This is a genomic window from Rhizobium sp. GW821-FHT14E12, assembly GCF_058803745.1.
In genome coordinates, this window is sequence record NZ_JBXAPH010000009.1 from 18,125 (window position 1) to 36,211 (window position 18,087).

17 protein-coding genes and 1 riboswitch are annotated in these 18,087 nt (G+C 60.1%); of the genes, 5 read left to right on the forward strand and 12 right to left on the reverse strand.

Features of this window, described 5'->3' with window-relative positions:
* Positions 1-45: 45 nt before the first annotated feature.
* The 7 genes from AC1RO0_RS25560 to epmA all read right to left on the reverse strand — a co-directional run bounded on the left by AC1RO0_RS25560 (position 46) and on the right by epmA (position 8,309).
* On the reverse strand, positions 46-2,520 hold the full coding sequence (locus AC1RO0_RS25560) for a glycoside hydrolase family 2 protein (RefSeq protein WP_498595383.1): 2,475 nt from the start codon (positions 2,518-2,520) through the stop codon (positions 46-48).
* Between the two features lie 7 nt (positions 2,521-2,527).
* Positions 2,528-3,487 (reverse strand): DUF1839 family protein, encoded by a 960-nt coding sequence (locus tag AC1RO0_RS25565; protein WP_498595384.1) that lies wholly within the window; start codon positions 3,485-3,487, stop codon positions 2,528-2,530.
* A 2-nt stretch (positions 3,488-3,489) separates the two neighbouring features.
* Positions 3,490-4,398, reverse strand: coding sequence for an amino acid--[acyl-carrier-protein] ligase (locus AC1RO0_RS25570; RefSeq protein ID WP_498595385.1), 909 nt, complete (start codon positions 4,396-4,398; stop codon positions 3,490-3,492).
* Positions 4,399-4,403: 5 nt separating this feature from the next.
* Positions 4,404-5,591 (reverse strand): acyl-CoA dehydrogenase family protein, encoded by a 1,188-nt coding sequence (locus AC1RO0_RS25575; RefSeq protein ID WP_498595386.1) that lies wholly within the window; start codon positions 5,589-5,591, stop codon positions 4,404-4,406.
* On the reverse strand, positions 5,591-5,842 hold the full coding sequence (locus AC1RO0_RS25580; protein WP_007692247.1) for an acyl carrier protein: 252 nt from the start codon (positions 5,840-5,842) through the stop codon (positions 5,591-5,593). The genes AC1RO0_RS25575 and AC1RO0_RS25580 overlap by 1 nt, the downstream gene beginning before the upstream one ends.
* Before the next feature lie 353 nt (positions 5,843-6,195).
* Positions 6,196-7,248, reverse strand: coding sequence for a lysine-2,3-aminomutase-like protein (locus tag AC1RO0_RS25585; protein WP_498595387.1), 1,053 nt, complete (start codon positions 7,246-7,248; stop codon positions 6,196-6,198).
* Positions 7,245-8,309, reverse strand: a complete 1,065-nt coding sequence (gene epmA / locus AC1RO0_RS25590) for an EF-P lysine aminoacylase EpmA (protein ID WP_498595388.1) — start codon at positions 8,307-8,309, stop codon at positions 7,245-7,247. Before epmA ends, AC1RO0_RS25585 begins: the two co-directional genes overlap by 4 nt.
* A gap of 150 nt (positions 8,310-8,459) precedes the next feature.
* Between epmA and efp the strand changes: the two genes are divergently transcribed.
* Positions 8,460-9,029 carry an elongation factor P gene (gene efp, locus AC1RO0_RS25595; protein WP_037219139.1) on the forward strand — a complete coding sequence of 190 codons (570 nt, stop codon included), beginning with the start codon at positions 8,460-8,462 and terminating at the stop codon, positions 9,027-9,029.
* 132 nt (positions 9,030-9,161) lie between these two features.
* Here efp and AC1RO0_RS25600 read toward each other — a convergent pair whose 3' ends face one another.
* Positions 9,162-9,851, reverse strand: coding sequence for an isochorismatase family protein (locus AC1RO0_RS25600; protein WP_498595389.1), 690 nt, complete (start codon positions 9,849-9,851; stop codon positions 9,162-9,164).
* A gap of 70 nt (positions 9,852-9,921) precedes the next feature.
* Entirely contained in the window at positions 9,922-10,713 is a 792-nt protein-coding gene (locus AC1RO0_RS25605; RefSeq protein ID WP_498595390.1) for an alpha/beta fold hydrolase, read from the reverse strand.
* A gap of 174 nt (positions 10,714-10,887) precedes the next feature.
* Between AC1RO0_RS25605 and AC1RO0_RS25610 the strand changes: the two genes are divergently transcribed.
* The gene (locus AC1RO0_RS25610) at positions 10,888-11,799 is read left to right on the forward strand and encodes a LysR family transcriptional regulator (protein ID WP_498595391.1); all 912 of its coding nucleotides are present in this window, start codon (positions 10,888-10,890) and stop codon (positions 11,797-11,799) included.
* Between the two features lie 57 nt (positions 11,800-11,856).
* Here AC1RO0_RS25610 and AC1RO0_RS25615 read toward each other — a convergent pair whose 3' ends face one another.
* A complete protein-coding gene (locus AC1RO0_RS25615; RefSeq protein WP_498595392.1) occupies positions 11,857-13,716 on the reverse strand; it encodes an ABC transporter ATP-binding protein/permease in 1,860 nt (619 codons plus the stop codon).
* A 167-nt stretch (positions 13,717-13,883) separates the two neighbouring features.
* On the opposite strand from AC1RO0_RS25615, the gene AC1RO0_RS25620 reads away from it, so the two are divergent.
* Positions 13,884-14,726 (forward strand): AAA family ATPase, encoded by an 843-nt coding sequence (locus tag AC1RO0_RS25620; RefSeq protein WP_498595393.1) that lies wholly within the window; start codon positions 13,884-13,886, stop codon positions 14,724-14,726.
* Positions 14,726-15,148, forward strand: coding sequence for an NUDIX domain-containing protein (locus tag AC1RO0_RS25625; RefSeq protein ID WP_498595394.1), 423 nt, complete (start codon positions 14,726-14,728; stop codon positions 15,146-15,148). The genes AC1RO0_RS25620 and AC1RO0_RS25625 overlap by 1 nt, the downstream gene beginning before the upstream one ends.
* Positions 15,149-15,185: 37 nt before the next feature.
* On the opposite strand, the gene AC1RO0_RS25630 is transcribed toward AC1RO0_RS25625, so the two are convergent.
* Both AC1RO0_RS25630 and AC1RO0_RS25635 read right to left on the reverse strand, forming a co-directional pair.
* Positions 15,186-15,683, reverse strand: coding sequence for a hypothetical protein (locus AC1RO0_RS25630; RefSeq protein ID WP_498595395.1), 498 nt, complete (start codon positions 15,681-15,683; stop codon positions 15,186-15,188).
* A gap of 558 nt (positions 15,684-16,241) precedes the next feature.
* Positions 16,242-16,595 (reverse strand): CopG family ribbon-helix-helix protein, encoded by a 354-nt coding sequence (locus AC1RO0_RS25635; RefSeq protein ID WP_498595396.1) that lies wholly within the window; start codon positions 16,593-16,595, stop codon positions 16,242-16,244.
* A gap of 436 nt (positions 16,596-17,031) precedes the next feature.
* Positions 17,032-17,109, forward strand: a riboswitch (SAM riboswitch).
* A gap of 51 nt (positions 17,110-17,160) precedes the next feature.
* On the opposite strand from AC1RO0_RS25635, the gene metA reads away from it, so the two are divergent.
* On the forward strand, positions 17,161-18,087 hold the full coding sequence (gene metA, locus AC1RO0_RS25640) for a homoserine O-acetyltransferase MetA (RefSeq protein WP_498595397.1): 927 nt from the start codon (positions 17,161-17,163) through the stop codon (positions 18,085-18,087).

An 18,087-nucleotide genomic window follows, 5' to 3' on the forward strand; every position in this document is an offset into this window, starting at 1 on the left:
CTATATTCTTGTAACTTCAATTCCTTGGCATTTTTCCACCGACCATTAAACTTCGATTATTCGCCGGCTACCGATGGCTTTGATCTGGCCTGTCGGAACGGTCCCGACCACAGTTCCGGCCCTCGGATGCAGCTTCACCCGCCGTGTCACACCAGGCGCCAGATGGAACCAGTCGTCCTCCGCCCGATAGGCTTCGAAATCGACTTGGAGCGACTGCGCCAAACGATCGCTGCGCAGATCGAGGAACCAATGCTCATCCTGCTGTGAAACGGATGCCGCGATTTCCGCCTCGTGGAAGGCTTTCGTCCTGCCCAATGGAAAATGGAAAGCCTCAGCAATCAGCGTGCCCATATCCCGTGCCGTAAGCTGCGCCACCGTGACATCATGCGACGGCGGGCCGAAGCGGAAGGCATAGGTGGTGTCGAAGAAGGCGCCGAACAGATCCGTGCAGGCGATCTTGTTCTTGGAACGAGCCTCGATCGACAGCTCTCGTTTTCCACCCACCACTTTCTGCCGTCCGTCGCGCAGGCAGGAGACTTCAAGATCGAGCTCAAGCGCCAGATCGCTCTCGTTGATCACATGCACATCCAGCCCGTTGGTGCCCTCATCAGTGAGCAACACCTGCACCGGCCGGAAGGCGCGGCGTAGCGCATACCAGATGGGCTTCGGTTCCCCGGTCGAATCGATCACGCCCCAGCCGGGGCCTGGCAGCAGATCCTGCAGCGTCCAGACCAGCGCGCCGTTGCAGCCCGAACCATGCCGGCGCCATTCCGCATAGGTCTCTTCCGCGACCTCGCCGGTAACAGCCCGCGAGAGGGTAAGATAGAGGTCAGGGTCCTCCCGCCGCAGCCGATCCGGCTCGAAACCGTAGAGCTCTCTAAGATAATGATCGCGCACATCCTCGAAATCCCAGGACGCGCCGCGATCGCGCGGCACGCGTTCCTTCCATAGCGGACTATGGACCGCCGGGACCGGCAGATGCCGTGACAGCGTCCGGGCTTGCGGCACATGCGCGAAGGCCAGGCTTTCCGCCGCAAAACGGACATCGGCGCGGCGCGCATCGTCGAGCGGCCGCATATAGGCGCCGACGCCGTAATAATGCGTCACTCCTTCATTCGCGGAAAACGGCATGGCGCCGCCGGAGGGAGAGTTGACGACATAGGGCACGTCTGGCCGCAGCGACTGCACCACCGCCGGAATGATCTCTTCCACGATGGGACTTGTCCAGAACCGTTCCGGCAGGCCGAGCATGGCTGCCTGCTGATGCATCTCGCTGCCGCCACAAAGCACAGCCAGCGATGGAGAGAGGCGCGTACGGCCAAGGAATTGCGAGACTTCCGCCTCGACATGGGCGTTAAAAACCTTGTCGCCCTTCGGATAGTCGAAATTGGCGAACATGAAATCCTGCCAGACCAGCAGGCCGAGTTCGTCGCAGAGCTTGAAGAACTCCGGCGTCTCGTAAGTCATGGTGCCGCCAATGCGGATCATGTTCATGCCCGCCTCCGCCGCCAGCCGCAGCCAGGGCTCATAGTCCTCTCGGCCGCCGGGCAGCCGCACAATATCCGCCGTAGTCCAGACCGCACCACGGCAGAAGATGCGCTCGCCATTGACGATCAGGCCGAAATCCCGGCCGTCCGCGGCGCCGCGATCAACCGCGAGCCGGCGAAAGCCGGTGCGCCCAAGCGGATGCTCGACGCCATCGACGACCAGCGTGACGTCATGGAGATGCGGTCTGCCGTGCGTGCGTGGCCACCATGGTGCCGCGCCGGGAATCTTCAGGATCGCCGTGCAGCGACCATGACTATCCCGCTCGAAAGCCTGCTCGACCTCACCGCAACGAAGAATGACGTCGCTGACATGCCCCTCAATCGACAGTGAGGCATAGAGCCGGCCCTCGCCATCCTCGAGCAGATCCGGACGCAGCGAAAGGTCGCGAATGATCGGCTTGTGCGGACGCAGCAGCGAAACCGGCCGCCATGGCCCGACGGCGTGAATTTCCGGACACCAGCCTGGCATATGGCCAAGCAGCGTCGTTCGCACCAGCCGCAATCCCTGCGGCGTGATCATCTGCGGCCGCCAGCGGGCGCGCGGGCCGGGTTCGGCAAGGCGCGGCCCCAGCGCTCGAAAACACAATGCCAGTTCGTCGCCACCCTGCAGGTGAACGGCGAGATCATGCGCTCCGAACATGCTTTCGGAGACGAGGATTTTCCGGCCGTTCAGGAAGACGTTGCAGAGCGTCGCCAATCCTTCGAACCGCAGCACGGCATTGCCGGCCTCGGCATCGACCAGCCGGCAGAGATACCAGGCATCGCGGTCGTTGAGCGAATGAGGATGTTCCCGGTCGAAAAGCCCGACCCTTTCCAGCGCCTCGGCTACGGTGCCCGGCACCGGCGCGGGGATGAGACGGGCGGAAGGCGGCAGCTCCGAAGGCGAAGCGCAGGCGCCCGCATCCGTCAGAACCAGATTCCATCCTTCGCTCAGCAGCGTCTTGCCGCTGACATCAGCCAAACGCCCGTGCATTGGATCCCTAAAGCTTCTGTTCCAGCAACCCCATCATGGAATCCCATGCATCCGCCGCTGGATCAAGCGCCGTCTGCAACGGCTCGAATTTCTTGCGCGTTATGGCGCGGGCAAGCTGGAACTGCACCGATTTCGCCACCTCCGAAATCCGCCGCGCCTGCGTGGCAACCTCGGCAAAATCCGCCGACAGCCAATCGAGATGGCTGCCCGCCAGCTCGAAATTGGCGCCGAGCTGGCGCAGCGTGTTGAAGGCATATTTGTGGAAGAATCCGAAAGGCCGCTCGGCCAAGGCTTCCACCTGCGCCGGGAAAACCTTCGCGAAGGCGCGGATGGGATTGGCGACGGGACGGCGGCGGAAATGGAAGGCCAGCAGCTGCCGCGACGTCTGCCGGATAGCCGCCTCGCCGGGTTTGATCTCCGGGAACTTCGCAAACTCCGTATAGGGCAGGAAGGGCAGGTCTTCGTCCGTCAGATGCAGTTGGAACAGCCCATCGAAATCCTCGCCCGACAGCTGAAAGAAGCCGCCATTGTGGAAATAGTCGAGCTCGCGGCCCGCCAGATCTAGCCGGTTGATGGCAACGGTCGTCTTGCCGTGCTCGCGGCGATAGCCGACGCCCTGAGTGTCGGGCATGTAAAAGGAATCCATCTCCACCAGGCAGAGCCGGCCACGACCGATCTGCTCGGCGACATGGCGCTCGACCCTGTCGTAGATCGCAAGCTCCGTGCAACGGATGCCATAGAGCGCTTCGAGATCCTCAAGCGGCGCCTTGAAGAAGGTGAACTGATCGCCCTCGAAATCCTGACCCATCGTAAAACCGAGCATGGCTTCCGGCGGCAGTTTCAGGCTCGCCAGCACTTCGATCCAGAGATCGATATAGCAATTGGTTTCCGGCCACATGCGCTCACTGTCATGCAGCGCATGCGGTTTGTAGTCGGCAGGATCCAGGCCCTCAAAGATGGAAGCCACGATCAGCCCCAAAGCGCCTTGCGCACACTCTCTGGCCAGTCCCTGGTATCAAGACCATGGTGATGGAACAGCGCCAGCGCGATGCGCTCCAGGCCGAAGCCGACGCAGGCCGTATGCGCGACGCTGCCATCGGCAAAATTCAGGCCCCATTTCGCGCCGAAAGCGTCCTGGTGATAGTTGAAGCTCATGCAGGCGGTCGGGGTGGCGGACGAGGTGATCGGGATCAAGAGCTCGAACTTCAGATTCTGGTCGCGCTGATTGTTGGCGAGCATCTTGCCGGCGCGGCCGAAGAACGGATCGTTGGCGACATCGATGACGACGTCAAGGCCGACGGCCTTCATCATCTCGATACCGCGATCCATCCAGCTCTGGCGGAAATCCGTCACATGCTTGTCGGTGCCCATGCAGACATATTCGCGCATGCGGAACAGCTGCTGGCGGGCTGGATCCTTGGAAGGCTCGTGGCGGAAGCAATAGGATTGCAGGTCGAAGAGCGCGCCACCTTCCGGCAATGCGCCGCGCTTGGCGACCGTCGGATAGAGCGGATAGCAGGCCGCTGGCGTCAGCACGATATCAGTCGCCTGCTGATCCTTAGTCCAGTCTTCGCCGACCTCCATGCACTTCAAGAGGCTCATATGGTCGAGCTCACTGCCGCAGAAGCTGTGCACCGTGCCGGCAAGCTGCGGGAAACTCTTCATGTAGCCGCTCGTCTCGAAGAAGGCGCGGTTCATACCCGGCGGAAAGCGGATGGCTTCGGCGCCATCGGCACCGCCGAACCTGTCGATCAGCCGCTCGAAGGCGGCGATGACATCTTCGAACTGGCCGCTGCGGCCATAGAGGCCGTCAACGCCGGTGTCGATCAGAAGACCGGATTCGAAAAGGCGGTCGAGAAACGATGTTTGCATATCCATGACGATTACCCCAACAGGCTGGTATCTTGTTTGTGGACGAGCAGCATGGTCGACGTATTGCCGAGAATGCGGTCATTCGAGATCATCAATTGAGCGGAATGGGCGTCGCGCAGATGGCGGCCGAGGCTATAGGGCGTGCCGTTCTTGTAGCCCATGATGCCGCAGATCAGCATGGCGTGGTTGATGATCGGCAGGATCATCTCCGAGGATGCGATCTTGACGTTGTTCATGGCGACGGCAAAGGCCATCGAGGAGAGCCGATCGGTATCAACCTTCGCCTCTTCATAGGTCTTCAGCCCGGCAACGACATTGGATTTCACCATCTGCAGTAGGCCGGAGACTTCCGCCAGCCGCAGTGCGCCGGGTGGTTGAGTACCGGGCGATTTGCGGGCGGCGGCACGCACGAAAGCCTGGGCGCGGGCGACGGCGTCGGCGGCAATACCGTACCAGACGCCGCTCCAGAGCAGATGCGAGCTTGCCAGCATCGACTGCGCGGCAATCTCGGCAAACGGTTTCGGCAGGATCTGCACGGCCGGCGCTTCGCCCTTGAAGAGGAAGCCGTCGGAGCAGGTGCCGCGCATGCCGAGCGTGTTCCACTCGACGGTGCGTTCAAGCGTGTATTGATCTCGCAGGAAAACCGTCAGCACCTGATCGGACGAGGCCGCCTCGGCATGGCTGCGCGAAGTAATCAGGATCGCATCGGCATGGGCGCCGTAGGAGATGACGGTCGCGTCCTTCTCCAGGAAGCAGCTGTCACCCTCAACCTTGATGGCGCAGATGCTGTTGCGCAAATTGCCGCCGATGCCGCCTTCCGTGGTCGCCGAGGCCAGCAGAAGCTGTTCCCTGGCGATGCGGCGCATGAAGTCGCGGTGCCAGTCGCTGCCGACGCCGTGTTCGACCAGGCTTGACAGCTTGATCTGATGCATGGCGAAAACCATGGCGCTGGCGGCACAAGCCTGACCGAGGATGGAGCAAAGCTCGGCGATTTCGGTGATTGACGCCCCTTCGCCGCCGAGATCGGTGGGGATCTGGATCGACAGCAGCTTTTCGGCCCGCATCGCCTCGACTGCCTCACGGGGGAAGCGCCCTTCGACGTCGACCGCATCGGCATGCTTACCCGCGATCGCCGCGACACGCGCAGCGCGTACCGCCATCGCGTCGCTGGCCCCGACCAAAGCGACCGCCACGTTCATCAGGCGACCTTTCGGCTATCCAGGATCATGCCGACCGTCTTTTCGATGGCAACGATGCTGGCAAAGGATTTGCGGTTGAGCAGATTGTCGGGAAATTCGATGTCGAAGGCATCCTCGATGCCGAGCATCAATTGCACCGATGCAAAGGAGGAAAGCCCCGCCGCATAGAGATCGGCATCATCGGCAATCTGGTCCATCGTAACGGGAAGCGCGCCGAACTTGGCCAGCAAATCGCGAATTGTTTCATTCATCCTGTCGTCCCTCCAGGCAATCACAACACGACCACAGTAATGCGGCCTTATCTTCGCCTGAGAAGTAACAGGTAAAATAGAACATTCCACTAAGCGACGTGGTAAATATAACCGGGATATACTTAGCAAGAATATCTTTAATATAAGATTTATCTAAATAAAATTTACGATATTTAAGCCATGCAACCTGTCGTTTACAACGCAATATCTTATAATGCTAAAATTTATTCGCGATGATGCGGGAAGGAACGGCACGTCGCAGCAAGGTTAATGTGCCAAATTTCCACGCGAGTTCCTATGAAATTTGGAGTTGCAGATGGCACAAGACAACACAGAAGCGGAAAACCGCTTCACTATCCCTCCGGCGGATAGATGTGCTCGCCGCCGCGATAATCGGAGATGGAATAGCAACCTTCGCCGACGTCGCGAACAGCACTCTTGCCGATATCCGCCTTGCCATGGCCACCGGGAATGTCGAGAATATAGGTCGGCTGGCATAGACCGGAAATGCGGCCCCGCAGCGCCGCGACGATTGCCTGTCCCTCTGCGATCGTCAGGCGGAAATGGCTGGTGCCAGGGGCAAGATCGGGGTGGTGCAGGTAATAGGGCTTGATCCGTGTTTCGACGAAAGCCTTCATCAATGAAGCCAGCACGTCCGGATCGTCATTGACGCCCTTCAGCAGAACGGATTGGCTGACCAGAACGATACCCGCATCCACCAGCCGGGCGCAGGCTGCCCGCGCCTCCGCTGTCAGTTCGCGCGGATGATTGGCATGCAGTGCCACATAGACCGTCTTGCCGCTCGCCTTCAGCGCCGCAATCAGCGCCCCGTCGATCTTCAACGGATCGACCACCGGCACGCGGGTATGGAAGCGGACGATCTTCACATGTTCGATATCGGCAAGCTGCCGCAGCATCTCCTCCAGCCGGCGCGGCGAGAGAACCAACGGATCGCCGCCGGTGAGGATCACTTCCCAGATATCCTTGTGATCGCGGATATAGGCAAAGGCGGCATCGAGCGCCGCGCCATCCAGCGTGCCGAGCCCCTGCGGCCCGACCATCTCACGGCGGAAACAGAAACGGCAATAGACCGGGCAGACATGCACGGCCTTCAACAGCACGCGGTCGGGATAGCGATGGACGATGCCCTCGACCGGGCTGTAGGCATGATCGCTGATAGGATCGGCCCGCTCTTCCGGCGTGACGACGAGTTCGGCCATATCCGGCACGAATTGCCGGGCAATCGGATCGGCGGGGTCGGCCTTGTCGATCAACCGGGCGATCGTCGGCGTCAGGGCGATGGCATAACGCTCTGCCACCGCCTCCAGCGACAGCGCCTCGGCGCTATCGATCAAGCCGGCCTGCTCGAGGTCATCGATAGTTCTGATTGGGCGCATCACATTCATGAACCAAACTCCGATACCGGCGCCCAGAGCACCTGCTCGATCCTGGAAGCCCCGGTCGCCAACATTACCAGCCGGTCGAAGCCCAGCGCAATGCCGCTCGCTTCCGGCATGACGGCCAGCGCCTGCAGAAAATCCTCATCCAACGGATAGGTCTCGCCGTAGATCCGCGCCTTCTCCGCCATCTCGATCTCGAACCGCCGCCGCTGCTCCCTAGCATTGGTGAGCTCGCCGAAAGCATTGGCAAGCTCGACGCCGCAGGCATAGAGCTCGAAACGCTCGGCCACACGATGATCCCGAGCCGAAGGCCGGGCAAGCGCTGCCTCCGAGACCGGATATTCATCGAGGATCGTCGCCCGGCCGAAGCCGAGATAGGGCTCGATCTTCTCAACCAGCACGCGGCTGAAGAGATCGGCCCAATGATCGTCGGCGGCAACCCGCATGCCGACACGCCGCATCTCGGCCGCCAGATGCTCGCGATCCGTGGAGCCGTCAAGACTGACCGAGCCGAGCAGGTCGATCCCGGCATGACGCTCGAAAGCGGCGGCAACGCTGATACGCTCCGGCGCGAGGAACGGATCGGTCTCCGCGCCGCGATAGGTCAGCTTCTTCGCCCCTACCGTCTCCGCCGCCAGCGCCAGCAACTGGGCGCAATCGTTCATCAGCGTCTCATAGGTCTCGCCGGCCCGATACCATTCCAGCATGGTGAATTCCGGATGGTGCAGCGGGCCGCGCTCGCGATTGCGATAGACATGGGCGAAACAGGCGATGCGCTCTTCGCCCGCGGCAAGCAGCTTCTTGCAGGCAAATTCCGGCGAGGTGTGCAGATAGAACGGCGCCGCTTGGCCATCCGTCGTCAGCGCCTCGGTGGCGAAAGCATGCAGATGCGCCTCGTTGCCCGGAGACACTTGCAGCGTCGCCGTGTCGACTTCGATGAAGTCGTTGCGCGCGAAGAAACCGCGCAGCGCCGCCTGGATGGCGTTGCGGCCAAGGAGGAACGGCCGCCGGTCCGCATGGACGCTGCGGGTCCACCAGGGGGACGCTCTGCTGCTCGTTGGCTCCATCGATGCTTTCTTCTTAAGACCACCGGGGTTGGGGGGTGGCTATTTCCGCTGATTTAGGGTAGTTGCGCCCCCAAGCAAACAACAGCTGCGTCTCGGGGTATACTTCGACAGTCCTCTACGACGCGGCAAGCAGAGTTACAAGGAAGTCTTATGGTCAAGGTCATCGCCTCTTCGGTCCGCAAGGGCAACGTTCTCGACGTCGACGGCAAGCTCTACGTCGTTCTCACCGCCGCGAACTTTCATCCGGGCAAGGGTACGCCGGTCACGCAGGTCGACATGCGCCGCATCGTCGACGGCGTAAAGGTGTCCGAACGCTGGCGCACCACCGAGCAGGTCGAGCGCGCCTTCGTCGAAGACGTGAACTTCCAGTACCTCTATGAAGACGGCGAAGGCTTCCACTTCATGAACCCGGCCACCTACGACCAGGTTGTCGTCGATGTGGAAACCATGGGCGACCAGAAGGCCTTCCTGCAGGAAGGCATGACCTGCGTCCTGTCGATCCATGAAGGCATTCCACTGGCCATCCAGCTGCCGCGCCACGTCACGCTGGAAATCGCCGAGACGGAACCGGTCGTCAAGGGCCAGACGGCCTCCTCTTCCTACAAGCCTGCAATCCTGTCGAACGGCGTGCGCACCCTGGTGCCGCCACACATCAACGCCGGCACCCGCGTCGTTATCGCCACGGAAGACGTTTCCTACGTCGAGCGCGCCAAGGACTGAGCCATCAGCCGTGTGGTTTCATGAAAAACGCCCTGTCTTACGACGGGGCGTTTTTTTGCTTTTGGGGTCTTAGTATGATGGCCGAGCCAGCCGCTTCTCGAAGATGCCCTCGGAACAGGCGGCACGCCGATACTACAGCAACGGCACAATGGCCGAGAACGCTTCCGAACCGGGAGAGTGGAAGATGTCAGGCGCCATCCGCGTCGTCAGGCTGACGACCGATGTCGGGACCCCTCCGGCAAGCTCCGCCTGATGCAATGCCGTAGCTTCGGTCCGTTCAGACAGTCCTCCGATAGCATCGGTCACATATTGGACCTTGTAGCCAGCCTCAACGGCATCCAGCACCGTCTGTAGAACGACCACTTCGGCGGCAAATCCCGCGACGATAAGCGTTTTGCGCCCATTGGATGCAAGCGCCGAAACCGTTGCCTTGTCCATGAACGGACCTGTCAATGTCCGCTTCAAGGTGTTGGCCTGTGTCGCATAGGGTAAAAGCTCCGGTATCAGGACCGGCTCTCCCTTGCGTTCCGGCACCACGCTGAACAACATTGGAAGCTTGAGGACGGTGGCGACTTTCGCCAGTGCCGCGGCCGAGCGGCCCAAGGCCTCGGGGGAGACGGTTTTGCTGCCTGCCACCAGCGAGACCTGAAGGTCCGCGAAAAGGACCTGCACGTCGTTATAGTCGATCCGTGCCCCTCCATTCGCCGCCGCCTTGTCGCCGCTGGTTTTGCTTTTCGCCAGCACGATCGTGGGAGCGACGGCGAGCATGGAGGCTGCGAGGCCGGCGCGGAACAAATCTCGTCTTGCAAGTACAGTTTTCATGGTGTCGTACATTCCACGCTTGTGACTGTTGGAGGGGTGGTGTTCAGCAATGATCGAGAAAAGACGGCAGTTACGATGCCATCAACATCGCCGCCACTTCCTCGGGCATCGAGACCATGGCGTCGTGGCCGGTCGGTAGTTCGGAATACGTCCAGCCATGCTCCTTGGCATAGCGGGCGGATGCCTCGATATTCGGAAGTGCCGGCGTCGTGCAGCGGATGAACCGCTTTGGAAGATCGCCACCAGGAGGCCCCTTCAGGACCAACGGGGTGTCGTAGGCTTTAAGCGGCATCGGGGTCATACGGCGGTCGACCCAGGCGATTTGAAGAGGGTCGGACAGCCCGAAATTTGTGGAGGACGGCGGTGCGATTGCCCGCGTGCCGTTCACGTCCGTTGCCGCATCCATGCGTGCCTTGCGCACATCTGCCGGCGCCTCGCCGAAGACCGACACGCCGTTCGATCCCATGGGAGCATCGAGATAGACCATGGAGCCGATGCGGTCGGCCATCCGATCGGCCACGCCGCTGATCACGTAGCCGCCAAAACTATGGCCGACCAGAACGATGTCGTGGAGCTCCTCGGCGACAATGACACCGGCGACGTCGCTGATAAATGTATTCAGATCGATCGTCGGATTGAGTAGATGCGCGCGTTCGCCGACGCCGGTGAATGTCGGGGTGAAGACCCGTTTGCCTTGCGCTCGCATAATGTCCGCGACCGGGCTCCAGCACCAACCGCCGTGAAACGCGCCATGGACCAGGACGAAGGTGCGCCCCGACGCTGCCACCGCTTTACGCGCCGTCGGGATGCCGACGGCCAGCGAGAGGGCGGCCGCAAGGCTCAATAGGCTTCTTCTTTTCATGCGATACTCCACATTTCAAAACGACGAGAGCTGTTCGCAGTCGTCGCTTCTGAACACGATGGCCGGCCTGGAACTCGGCTCGCCTTCGATATATTCGTCGGAGCACCCAACGATTAGATGGATAGTGTGGTATGTAGTTATTATAATTTATTATGAATAAGCAGGAATCAGGCAATGAAGCGGGAAGACCTCGGGGACATCATGAATTTGCTTGTCGTCGCGGAGGAAGGCAGCTTCACTCGTGCGGCCGTCAGGCTCGGCATATCCCAATCGGCCCTCAGCCAAGCGATGCGTCGGCTCGAAGCCCGGCTCGATATCAGGCTTCTCAATCGAACCACCAGAAGCGTCGCGCCGACCGAGGCTGGCCGTCAGCTGATCGAGACACTGCGCCCGGCACTCGACGAGGTGTCGGAGAGGCTTGTGGCCGTCACATCGATGCGCAACACGATTGGCGGGACGATTAGAATTCTCACACCGGAGCGGGCGGCCCACACGATCCTTTGGCCGGCGATCGACGACATCACGTCGCAATACCCAGCCATCAACGTGGAACTGACCGTATCCGGCCGTCATTCGGATATCGTCAGCGAACGCTTCGACGCAGGGGTCCGGATCGGAGAAGAGCTTGCCAGGGATATGATCGCGGTTCCCATCGGTCCCGATCTGCGCATGGTGGCAGTGGCGTCACCAGATTACCTGGAAAAGCGCGGCGTCCCTAAAACTCCTCATGATTTGGCATCCCATGCGAGCATCGGCTATCGCCGATCCGCGACTGGCGCAATCTACGCTTGGGAGTTCAGCAAGAGCGGGCTAAGCATCAAAGTGCGTCCCCAGGGGCAACTGGTGTTTAACGATGCCGGTTTGCTGATCAAGGCTGCGCTGAAAGGACATGGCATCGCCCTTGTTCTGGAAAGCAGCGCGGCGCCCCATCTTGCTGAGGGATCGCTGCGCCGTGTGCTTGAGGATTGGTGTCAACCATTCGCCGGGTTCCACCTCTATTACCCCAGCCGCCGGCAAAGCTCTTCTGCTTTCAACCTGCTTGTCGAGCGATTGCGCTATCGGAGGGGGGCTTCGGCAGCGCAATAGACGACCATTGGCAGAGCGGCCTGTTTCTGCCATTTCACCGCGGCGATCACCACCAAATTATCGCGACGGCGCATTCGCCTTCTTGCTATTTACCTCCGGCTCCTCGGCCGGTTCCGCTGGCGTGGTTGCGGCGGCGACCTCTTCTTCGTGCGGCACCAGCGCCTGCAGATGCAGGACGCGCGGCGACATCGCCTGGAGATAGGCGTCGGAGCGGCCGATATAGATCACGGTCGCATCGGCAAATTCCGTCAGCAGCGCCGAGAACTTCGCCTGGACATCCAGCTCCAGCCCTTCCATGACTTCGTCGAGGATAATCCATTTCGGCTTTGCCAGCAGCAGATGCGCGAAGGCGATGGCTTTCTGCTCGTCATTGTCCAGCAGCCGGTCCCAGCGAGCCTGCGTATCGAGCCGGCCCTTCAGACGGCCAAGGCCGACCTTGTCCATCGCGGCTTCGACGGCGGCATCATCATAGGCATCCCCGTCCTCGGGGAAACAGATCGCCTCGCGGAGCGTGCCGCCCGGCACATAGGGCGTGTGCGGCATGAACAGCATGTCTTCCATCGGCGGCATGCTGATCGTGCCCGAGCCGCAATTCCATTGATGCGCCAGCGACTGGAACAGCAGCCTGCGGTTCACGCCATGATCGCCATTGACCATGATGTGCTCGCCGGCGGCAATGGTCACCGAGCCCTCGCGAATGCGGAAGCCATTTTCCATGGCATCCTCGCTGGTCTTGGTGGAAATCTCCATGTCGGTCCATGCCATCGTGCCGGGGGCTGCCTGGTCGAAGGTGATGGTGTGCGGCATCGGCGTCGTGTCGTCCATTTCCATCAGCGCCTGGCGGAAATCGGTGACGCGCATCAGCGTCGCGCGCCATTCGGCGATCGGGCCGAAATTGGCGACATACCAGCGCAAGGCCGTATTGACCTGATTGAAAGCGCCGACCGCCACCATCAGCTGGCCGAAGGTCAGCCCGCCGGAGAAATAGGCAGGCGCAGCCACCAGGATCGGAATGATCAGCACCAGCCAGCCATAGCCGGCCGAGACCCAGGTGAGATTGGTATTGGCGATGGCCAGCTGGCGGATGACGGCAAGCACGGCGGAAATATCGAGATTGATCCGCCGGCGCTCGTTCTCCTGGCCGCCGGCAATGGTGATCGCCGGCATGTGTTCGTTGGCATGCATCAGCGCAAAGCGCAGCTCGGCTTCCTTGGAGTAGCGGTCTGCGTTCAACCGCACCAGCCGACGGCCAACAAACTGACTGAGGAATGAGGCCGAACCGGCATAGATGATCGCCGCCCAGACCATGTAGCCGGGGATCGAAAAGCTCATATCGTTGTAATGGAAGACCATGCCGCTGGACAGTTCCCAGAGCACGCCGATGAAGCTCAGGAGCAGGATGGTCGCCTGCACCAGGCCGATCGCGAGGCCCGTGGTGCTCTCGGCGAGATTGCGCGCATCCTCGTGCAACCGCTGGTCGGGATTGACGCCGATCAGGCCGGAAGAGGCGAGACGAAGGGCACGCTTGGCTTTCAGCCATTGATCAACGAGATCGCGCGCCAGGCCCTCGCGCATGTAGAGCGCGGTCATCTGATTGAGCCAGGCCTGGATGACATTGAGGATGAGAAGTGTGCCGGCAATCATGCCGAAAACGCCAAGCTGATGGAAGAAAGCGCCGGTATCGCGCCGCGCCAGCGAATCGTAGAAAGGCGCATTCCAGCTATTGAGCAGAACCTGAACATAGGCCGTGCCCAGAATGATCACGAACAGCGCGACCGTCAGCGAAATGATCCTGATGCGGACCGCCGAACCCCAAAAGGCGGAAAACATCATCCTCAGCCGATAGAGAACGCTGAAATCGTATCCGACCCGGTCGTTCCCCTGAATATTCGGCGCGGCTTGCGTTTCAACTGCCATCAACACTTCCCTGCGACGCACGTATCGTCAGTTAACCATCACCTGCCCACATGTCCATCCATGCAGCTCATCAGGGCGATCACGTTCAATATATACACCGTCTCATGCCTTGAACCGAGTAAGGCCAGGAGCTAGCTTGCACCTCAAATATTGATGAAAGCCTTCCGATGCAATTTCAGGGAACTGCGGACTATATCGCCGACAAGGATTTGATGGTGGCCGTCAATGCTGCCATCCGGCTGGAACGGCCGCTTCTGGTCAAGGGCGAGCCGGGCACCGGCAAGACGGAACTGGCGCGCCAGGTGGCGACCGCGCTCGGTCTCGACCTGATCGAATGGAACATCAAATCGACCACGAAAGCGCAGCAGGGCCTCTACGAATATGATGCCGTCTCGCGTCTGCGCGACAGCCAGTTGGGCGACGAGCGCGTCCATGATGTTCGGAACTATATCCGGCGGGGCAAGCTCTGGCAGGCTTTCACGGCGTCGCGGAAATGCGTGCTGCTGATCGACGAGATCGACAAGGCCGACATCGAATTTCCGAACGATCTGTTGCAGGAACTCGACCGCATGGAATTCCATGTCTACGAGACCGGCGAAACCATCCGCGCCGCCATCCGGCCGATCGTCATCATCACTTCCAACAACGAGAAGGAGCTGCCGGACGCCTTCCTGCGCCGCTGCTTCTTCCACTATATCCGCTTTCCCGATGTCGAGACGCTGACGCGCATCGTCGAGGTGCATTATCCCGGCATCAAGCAGGCGCTGGTCCGCGCGGCCCTCGCCCAATTCTTCGAGATCCGCGACGTGCCGGGCCTGAAGAAGAAGCCGTCCACCTCCGAGGCGCTCGACTGGATCCGCCTCCTCGTCGCCGACGATGTCGATCCGGTCACCCTGCGTGTCGATGCGAAAAGCGTACTGCCGAAGCTGCACGGCGCGCTGTTGAAGAACGAACAGGATGTCCACCTCTTCGAACGCCTCGCCTTCATGACGCGGGGCCAGGGGAAATAATGCGGCCGGATGCCGTCAAAGTCCTGATCCACGCGCTACGCGGCCGGCATCTGCTGGTGTTCGACGAGCCGGACTTCCCCGCCGTCAAGCTGCAGGTTCCCGGTGGTACCGTCGAGCCGGGCGAGGATATAGCAGCGGCGGCGGCACGCGAATTCGAGGAAGAGACCGGTCTTGCGGCGGCGGAACTGCGGCCGCTCGGCATTCATGACTACCGTTTCGAAAAGGACGGGCGCGAATATCATCATCAGAGACACTATTTCCGCTGCACCCTGCCTGAAGCGACACCCGATACCTGGCTCCATCTCGAAATGACGCCGTTCGACGGCAGCGACCCCATCCGCTTCCGCTTCTTCTGGCTGCCGATCGCAACGGTACGGCAGCGTCTCGGCTATGGCATGCAGCACTTCCTTGAAGATCTGTGACGGACAGTCGGGATTGCCTTCATCCGCCGTGGCTATGCTAACTGGATGCGGTTCCGATAAAGGGCACCGAGTAGGTGCAGATAAAAAGGGAGCCGTCGTCAAGGTATTCCGTACGCACCTGCACGCCGTCTTTAACCCATTGGTCCCATTCGACAATGCCATCCTCTTCTTCGGTTCGTAGAGGCAAACCGAATTGTAGCAGAGCTTCGTCGCGGTTGTGAATCGGACTGCGGCTGAAGGGAATCGGCCCAACATAGGCTGCACGCTTTTCGTTGGGCTGACCGTACGCAAAGATTGCCGAAAGGATCGCTTTGCCACCATCCCTGGGCATTCCGAACCTGGTTTTGTAGCCAGTATGAAAGTCGAAGGCGAGTTCAATGCCCAGGGAGTTTAGCTCGCAGTGTCCGGTGCCGGCGCCACGTTGGGCTCGCCCCGGCATCAGGGAAACATCGAACCCGACGGAGGCCAACAGGTCGACCAACCCTGGATCTTGTTCGGAATGCCCTAGAAAAGGCAGTATCATATCCAGTGTCATATTCGTTCCATTCAACAAAGTCGGCTTGCCTCTCGATAGCAGACATCGTGGGTATACAGTCTAGATCAGAATGATGACAATCCAGCACTTCCTTGACCATCTGTAGAAGGCGTCGGCGTCGGGGACGGCTGACCCACTTGGCCAGCTACGACCCGCCCTCGTGCTTCAAGACGGCCCTGCGGGCCTCCTCAGCATGAGGGCTGATCTTTTCACCCAGCTGCACTACCTGGCCCATCGTTCATCTCAGCTTTGTCGTTGCGACGAGCCTGCTCCGCCTCACCCTGAAGTGTCTTGGCGTTAAAGCGTCAGCGCAAACGTCAAGGCCTAGAAGGGCGAGGCGGCCGCCAAGGCGCGCGGGCAGGGGAAGTAATAGCAATTGCCCCCAAGGAAGCTGCGGAAACCTTTCTCATCAAAATGCAGCCTGATGTGGCAAATGCCACCACCGAACGGCAACTTCCGACCCTTTGCAGACTTCGCGTCAACGCAGATCGAGCAGCGAGTTCGCCGCTCGATCATCGGTTCCTATTGCGCCAGCTTTCCTCTCCACAATGGAAAAGCTCACTTTCGGTCAACCGGCCGCCCATTTAGCATTCCGGCAAACTCGCTTTTGAAATCATCGAGCACTTTTCGCGACCAACCCTTGAACGGCAAACCTTCCATATACGACAAGCCTGCTTCGGCTACGGCGCGGATTTCGATCATAGCCTCCACATGTGTCGTTATGTTTCCAGCAGCGACGTCTTCCTCGCCGACCTTCAAACCTGCCTTGATCTCAGAATGGCGACGAACGTACTCGGACAAAGCTTCCGATGCCAAATAGGAGCGACTTCTACGGGTCTCCTGCGAAATGCTCTCAAGCATGTCTTTGACTTCAACTGGTACCCGTATGGTAATCGTGGCGCTATCAGCCATGCGGTCTCTCCTTTTGTACACATAATAATTATTTGTGTACAAAAAATACAATGGCAGATTGATTTTGTCAAGAGATACCCACTAATGAGGCAACGTGCCGCCGGACAATGTGGGGCAGTTGCTATCTCATTCCGTCAAAATGAAGTGATCACAGCCACCCGTCCCCGCCCTTCGAGGCTCCGGCTTTCAGCCTCCGCACCTCAGGGTGAGGACTGCCCCCTTATCTCCGACAGCAAAACTCTCTCCACCTCACCCTGAGGTGCCTGGGGTTTAAGCGTAAGCGCAAACACTAAGGCCTCGAAGGGCGGGCGGCCTCCGGAGCGAATTGCACACACGCGCTTCTTGAACATCTGTAAGCGGCAACCGACATCAGAGCACGGCCGCCAGCCCGCCTCAGAAGCTTCCCCATTGACCGATAGAGGCCGCGGGTCTATTGAATTTCCCTTGTGGTGATTTGGCCGGCCGGCTTGCAGCCACGTTAAATAAGTCGCTAAAGGGCCGCGTGCGGACCGGTAGCGATTCATATGATCGCGGCCGGTTTTTGTTTTTTGGTCGAGTGATAACGATGCCCATCAAGATTCCCGATACGCTTCCCGCGTTCGAAGCCCTCCAGAACGAGGGTGTGCGGGTGATGACTGAGACGATGGCGATCCGTCAGGATATCCGTCCCCTTCAGATCGGGCTTCTCAACCTCATGCCGAACAAGATCAAGACCGAGGTGCAGATGGCGCGCCTGGTCGGCGCTTCGCCGCTGCAGGTGGAATTCTCGCTGGTGCGCGTCGGCGGCCACAAGGCCAAGAACACCTCCGAAGAGCATCTGCTCTCCTTCTACCAGACCTGGGAAGAGGTGAAGCACCGCAAGTTCGACGGCTTCATCATCACCGGTGCGCCGATCGAACTCCTGGAGTACGAAGAGGTCACATACTGGGACGAGATGCAGCAGATCTTCGACTGGACGGCGACGAATGTCCATTCGACGCTGAACGTCTGCTGGGGCGCCATGGCGGCGGCCTATCACTTCCATAAGGTGCCGAAATATACGCTGAAGGAAAAAGCCTTTGGCGTCTACCGCCACCAGAACCTGAAGCCGTCCTCAGTCTATCTCAACGGCTTTTCCGACGACTTCGCCGTGCCGGTCTCACGCTGGACGGAAGTGCGCCGCGCCGACATCGAGAAGGTGCCGAACCTCGAGATCCTGATGGAATCGAGCGAGATGGGCGTCTGCCTGGTGCACGAGAAGGCCTGCAACCGGCTCTACATGTTCAATCACGTAGAGTATGATTCCACCTCGCTGGCGGACGAATATTTCCGGGATGTGAATGCCGGCGTGCCGATCAGGATGCCGCATAATTATTTCCCGCATAACGACCCGGAAATCCCGCCACAGAACCGCTGGCGCAGCCATGCACATCTGTTCTTCGGCAACTGGATCAACGAACTCTACCAGACCACGCCCTATGATCTGGAGGAGATCGGCGAAGAGAGGTTCTGA

Excerpts from the sequence above, each read along its gene's own strand:
- AC1RO0_RS25580 (WP_007692247.1), bottom strand. The coding sequence starts at position 5,842 with ATGAATGAAACAATTCGCGATTTGCTGGCCAAGTTCGGCGCGCTTCCC.
- AC1RO0_RS25615 (WP_498595392.1), bottom strand. The coding sequence starts at position 13,716 with ATGGCAGTTGAAACGCAAGCCGCGCCGAATATTCAGGGGAACGACCGG.
- AC1RO0_RS25620 (WP_498595393.1), top strand. The coding sequence starts at position 13,884 with ATGCAATTTCAGGGAACTGCGGACTATATCGCCGACAAGGATTTGATG.
- AC1RO0_RS25610 (WP_498595391.1), top strand. The coding sequence starts at position 10,888 with ATGAAGCGGGAAGACCTCGGGGACATCATGAATTTGCTTGTCGTCGCG.
- AC1RO0_RS25560 (WP_498595383.1), bottom strand. The coding sequence starts at position 2,520 with ATGCACGGGCGTTTGGCTGATGTCAGCGGCAAGACGCTGCTGAGCGAA.
- AC1RO0_RS25570 (WP_498595385.1), bottom strand. The coding sequence starts at position 4,398 with ATGGATATGCAAACATCGTTTCTCGACCGCCTTTTCGAATCCGGTCTT.
- metA (WP_498595397.1), top strand. The coding sequence starts at position 17,161 with ATGCCCATCAAGATTCCCGATACGCTTCCCGCGTTCGAAGCCCTCCAG.
- AC1RO0_RS25600 (WP_498595389.1), bottom strand. The coding sequence starts at position 9,851 with ATGAAAACTGTACTTGCAAGACGAGATTTGTTCCGCGCCGGCCTCGCA.
- AC1RO0_RS25625 (WP_498595394.1), top strand. The coding sequence starts at position 14,726 with ATGCGGCCGGATGCCGTCAAAGTCCTGATCCACGCGCTACGCGGCCGG.
- AC1RO0_RS25635 (WP_498595396.1), bottom strand. The coding sequence starts at position 16,595 with ATGGCTGATAGCGCCACGATTACCATACGGGTACCAGTTGAAGTCAAA.
- AC1RO0_RS25585 (WP_498595387.1), bottom strand. The coding sequence starts at position 7,248 with ATGAATGTGATGCGCCCAATCAGAACTATCGATGACCTCGAGCAGGCC.
- AC1RO0_RS25630 (WP_498595395.1), bottom strand. The coding sequence starts at position 15,683 with ATGACACTGGATATGATACTGCCTTTTCTAGGGCATTCCGAACAAGAT.
- AC1RO0_RS25575 (WP_498595386.1), bottom strand. The coding sequence starts at position 5,591 with ATGAACGTGGCGGTCGCTTTGGTCGGGGCCAGCGACGCGATGGCGGTA.
- epmA (WP_498595388.1), bottom strand. The coding sequence starts at position 8,309 with ATGGAGCCAACGAGCAGCAGAGCGTCCCCCTGGTGGACCCGCAGCGTC.
- efp (WP_037219139.1), top strand. The coding sequence starts at position 8,460 with ATGGTCAAGGTCATCGCCTCTTCGGTCCGCAAGGGCAACGTTCTCGAC.
- AC1RO0_RS25605 (WP_498595390.1), bottom strand. The coding sequence starts at position 10,713 with ATGAAAAGAAGAAGCCTATTGAGCCTTGCGGCCGCCCTCTCGCTGGCC.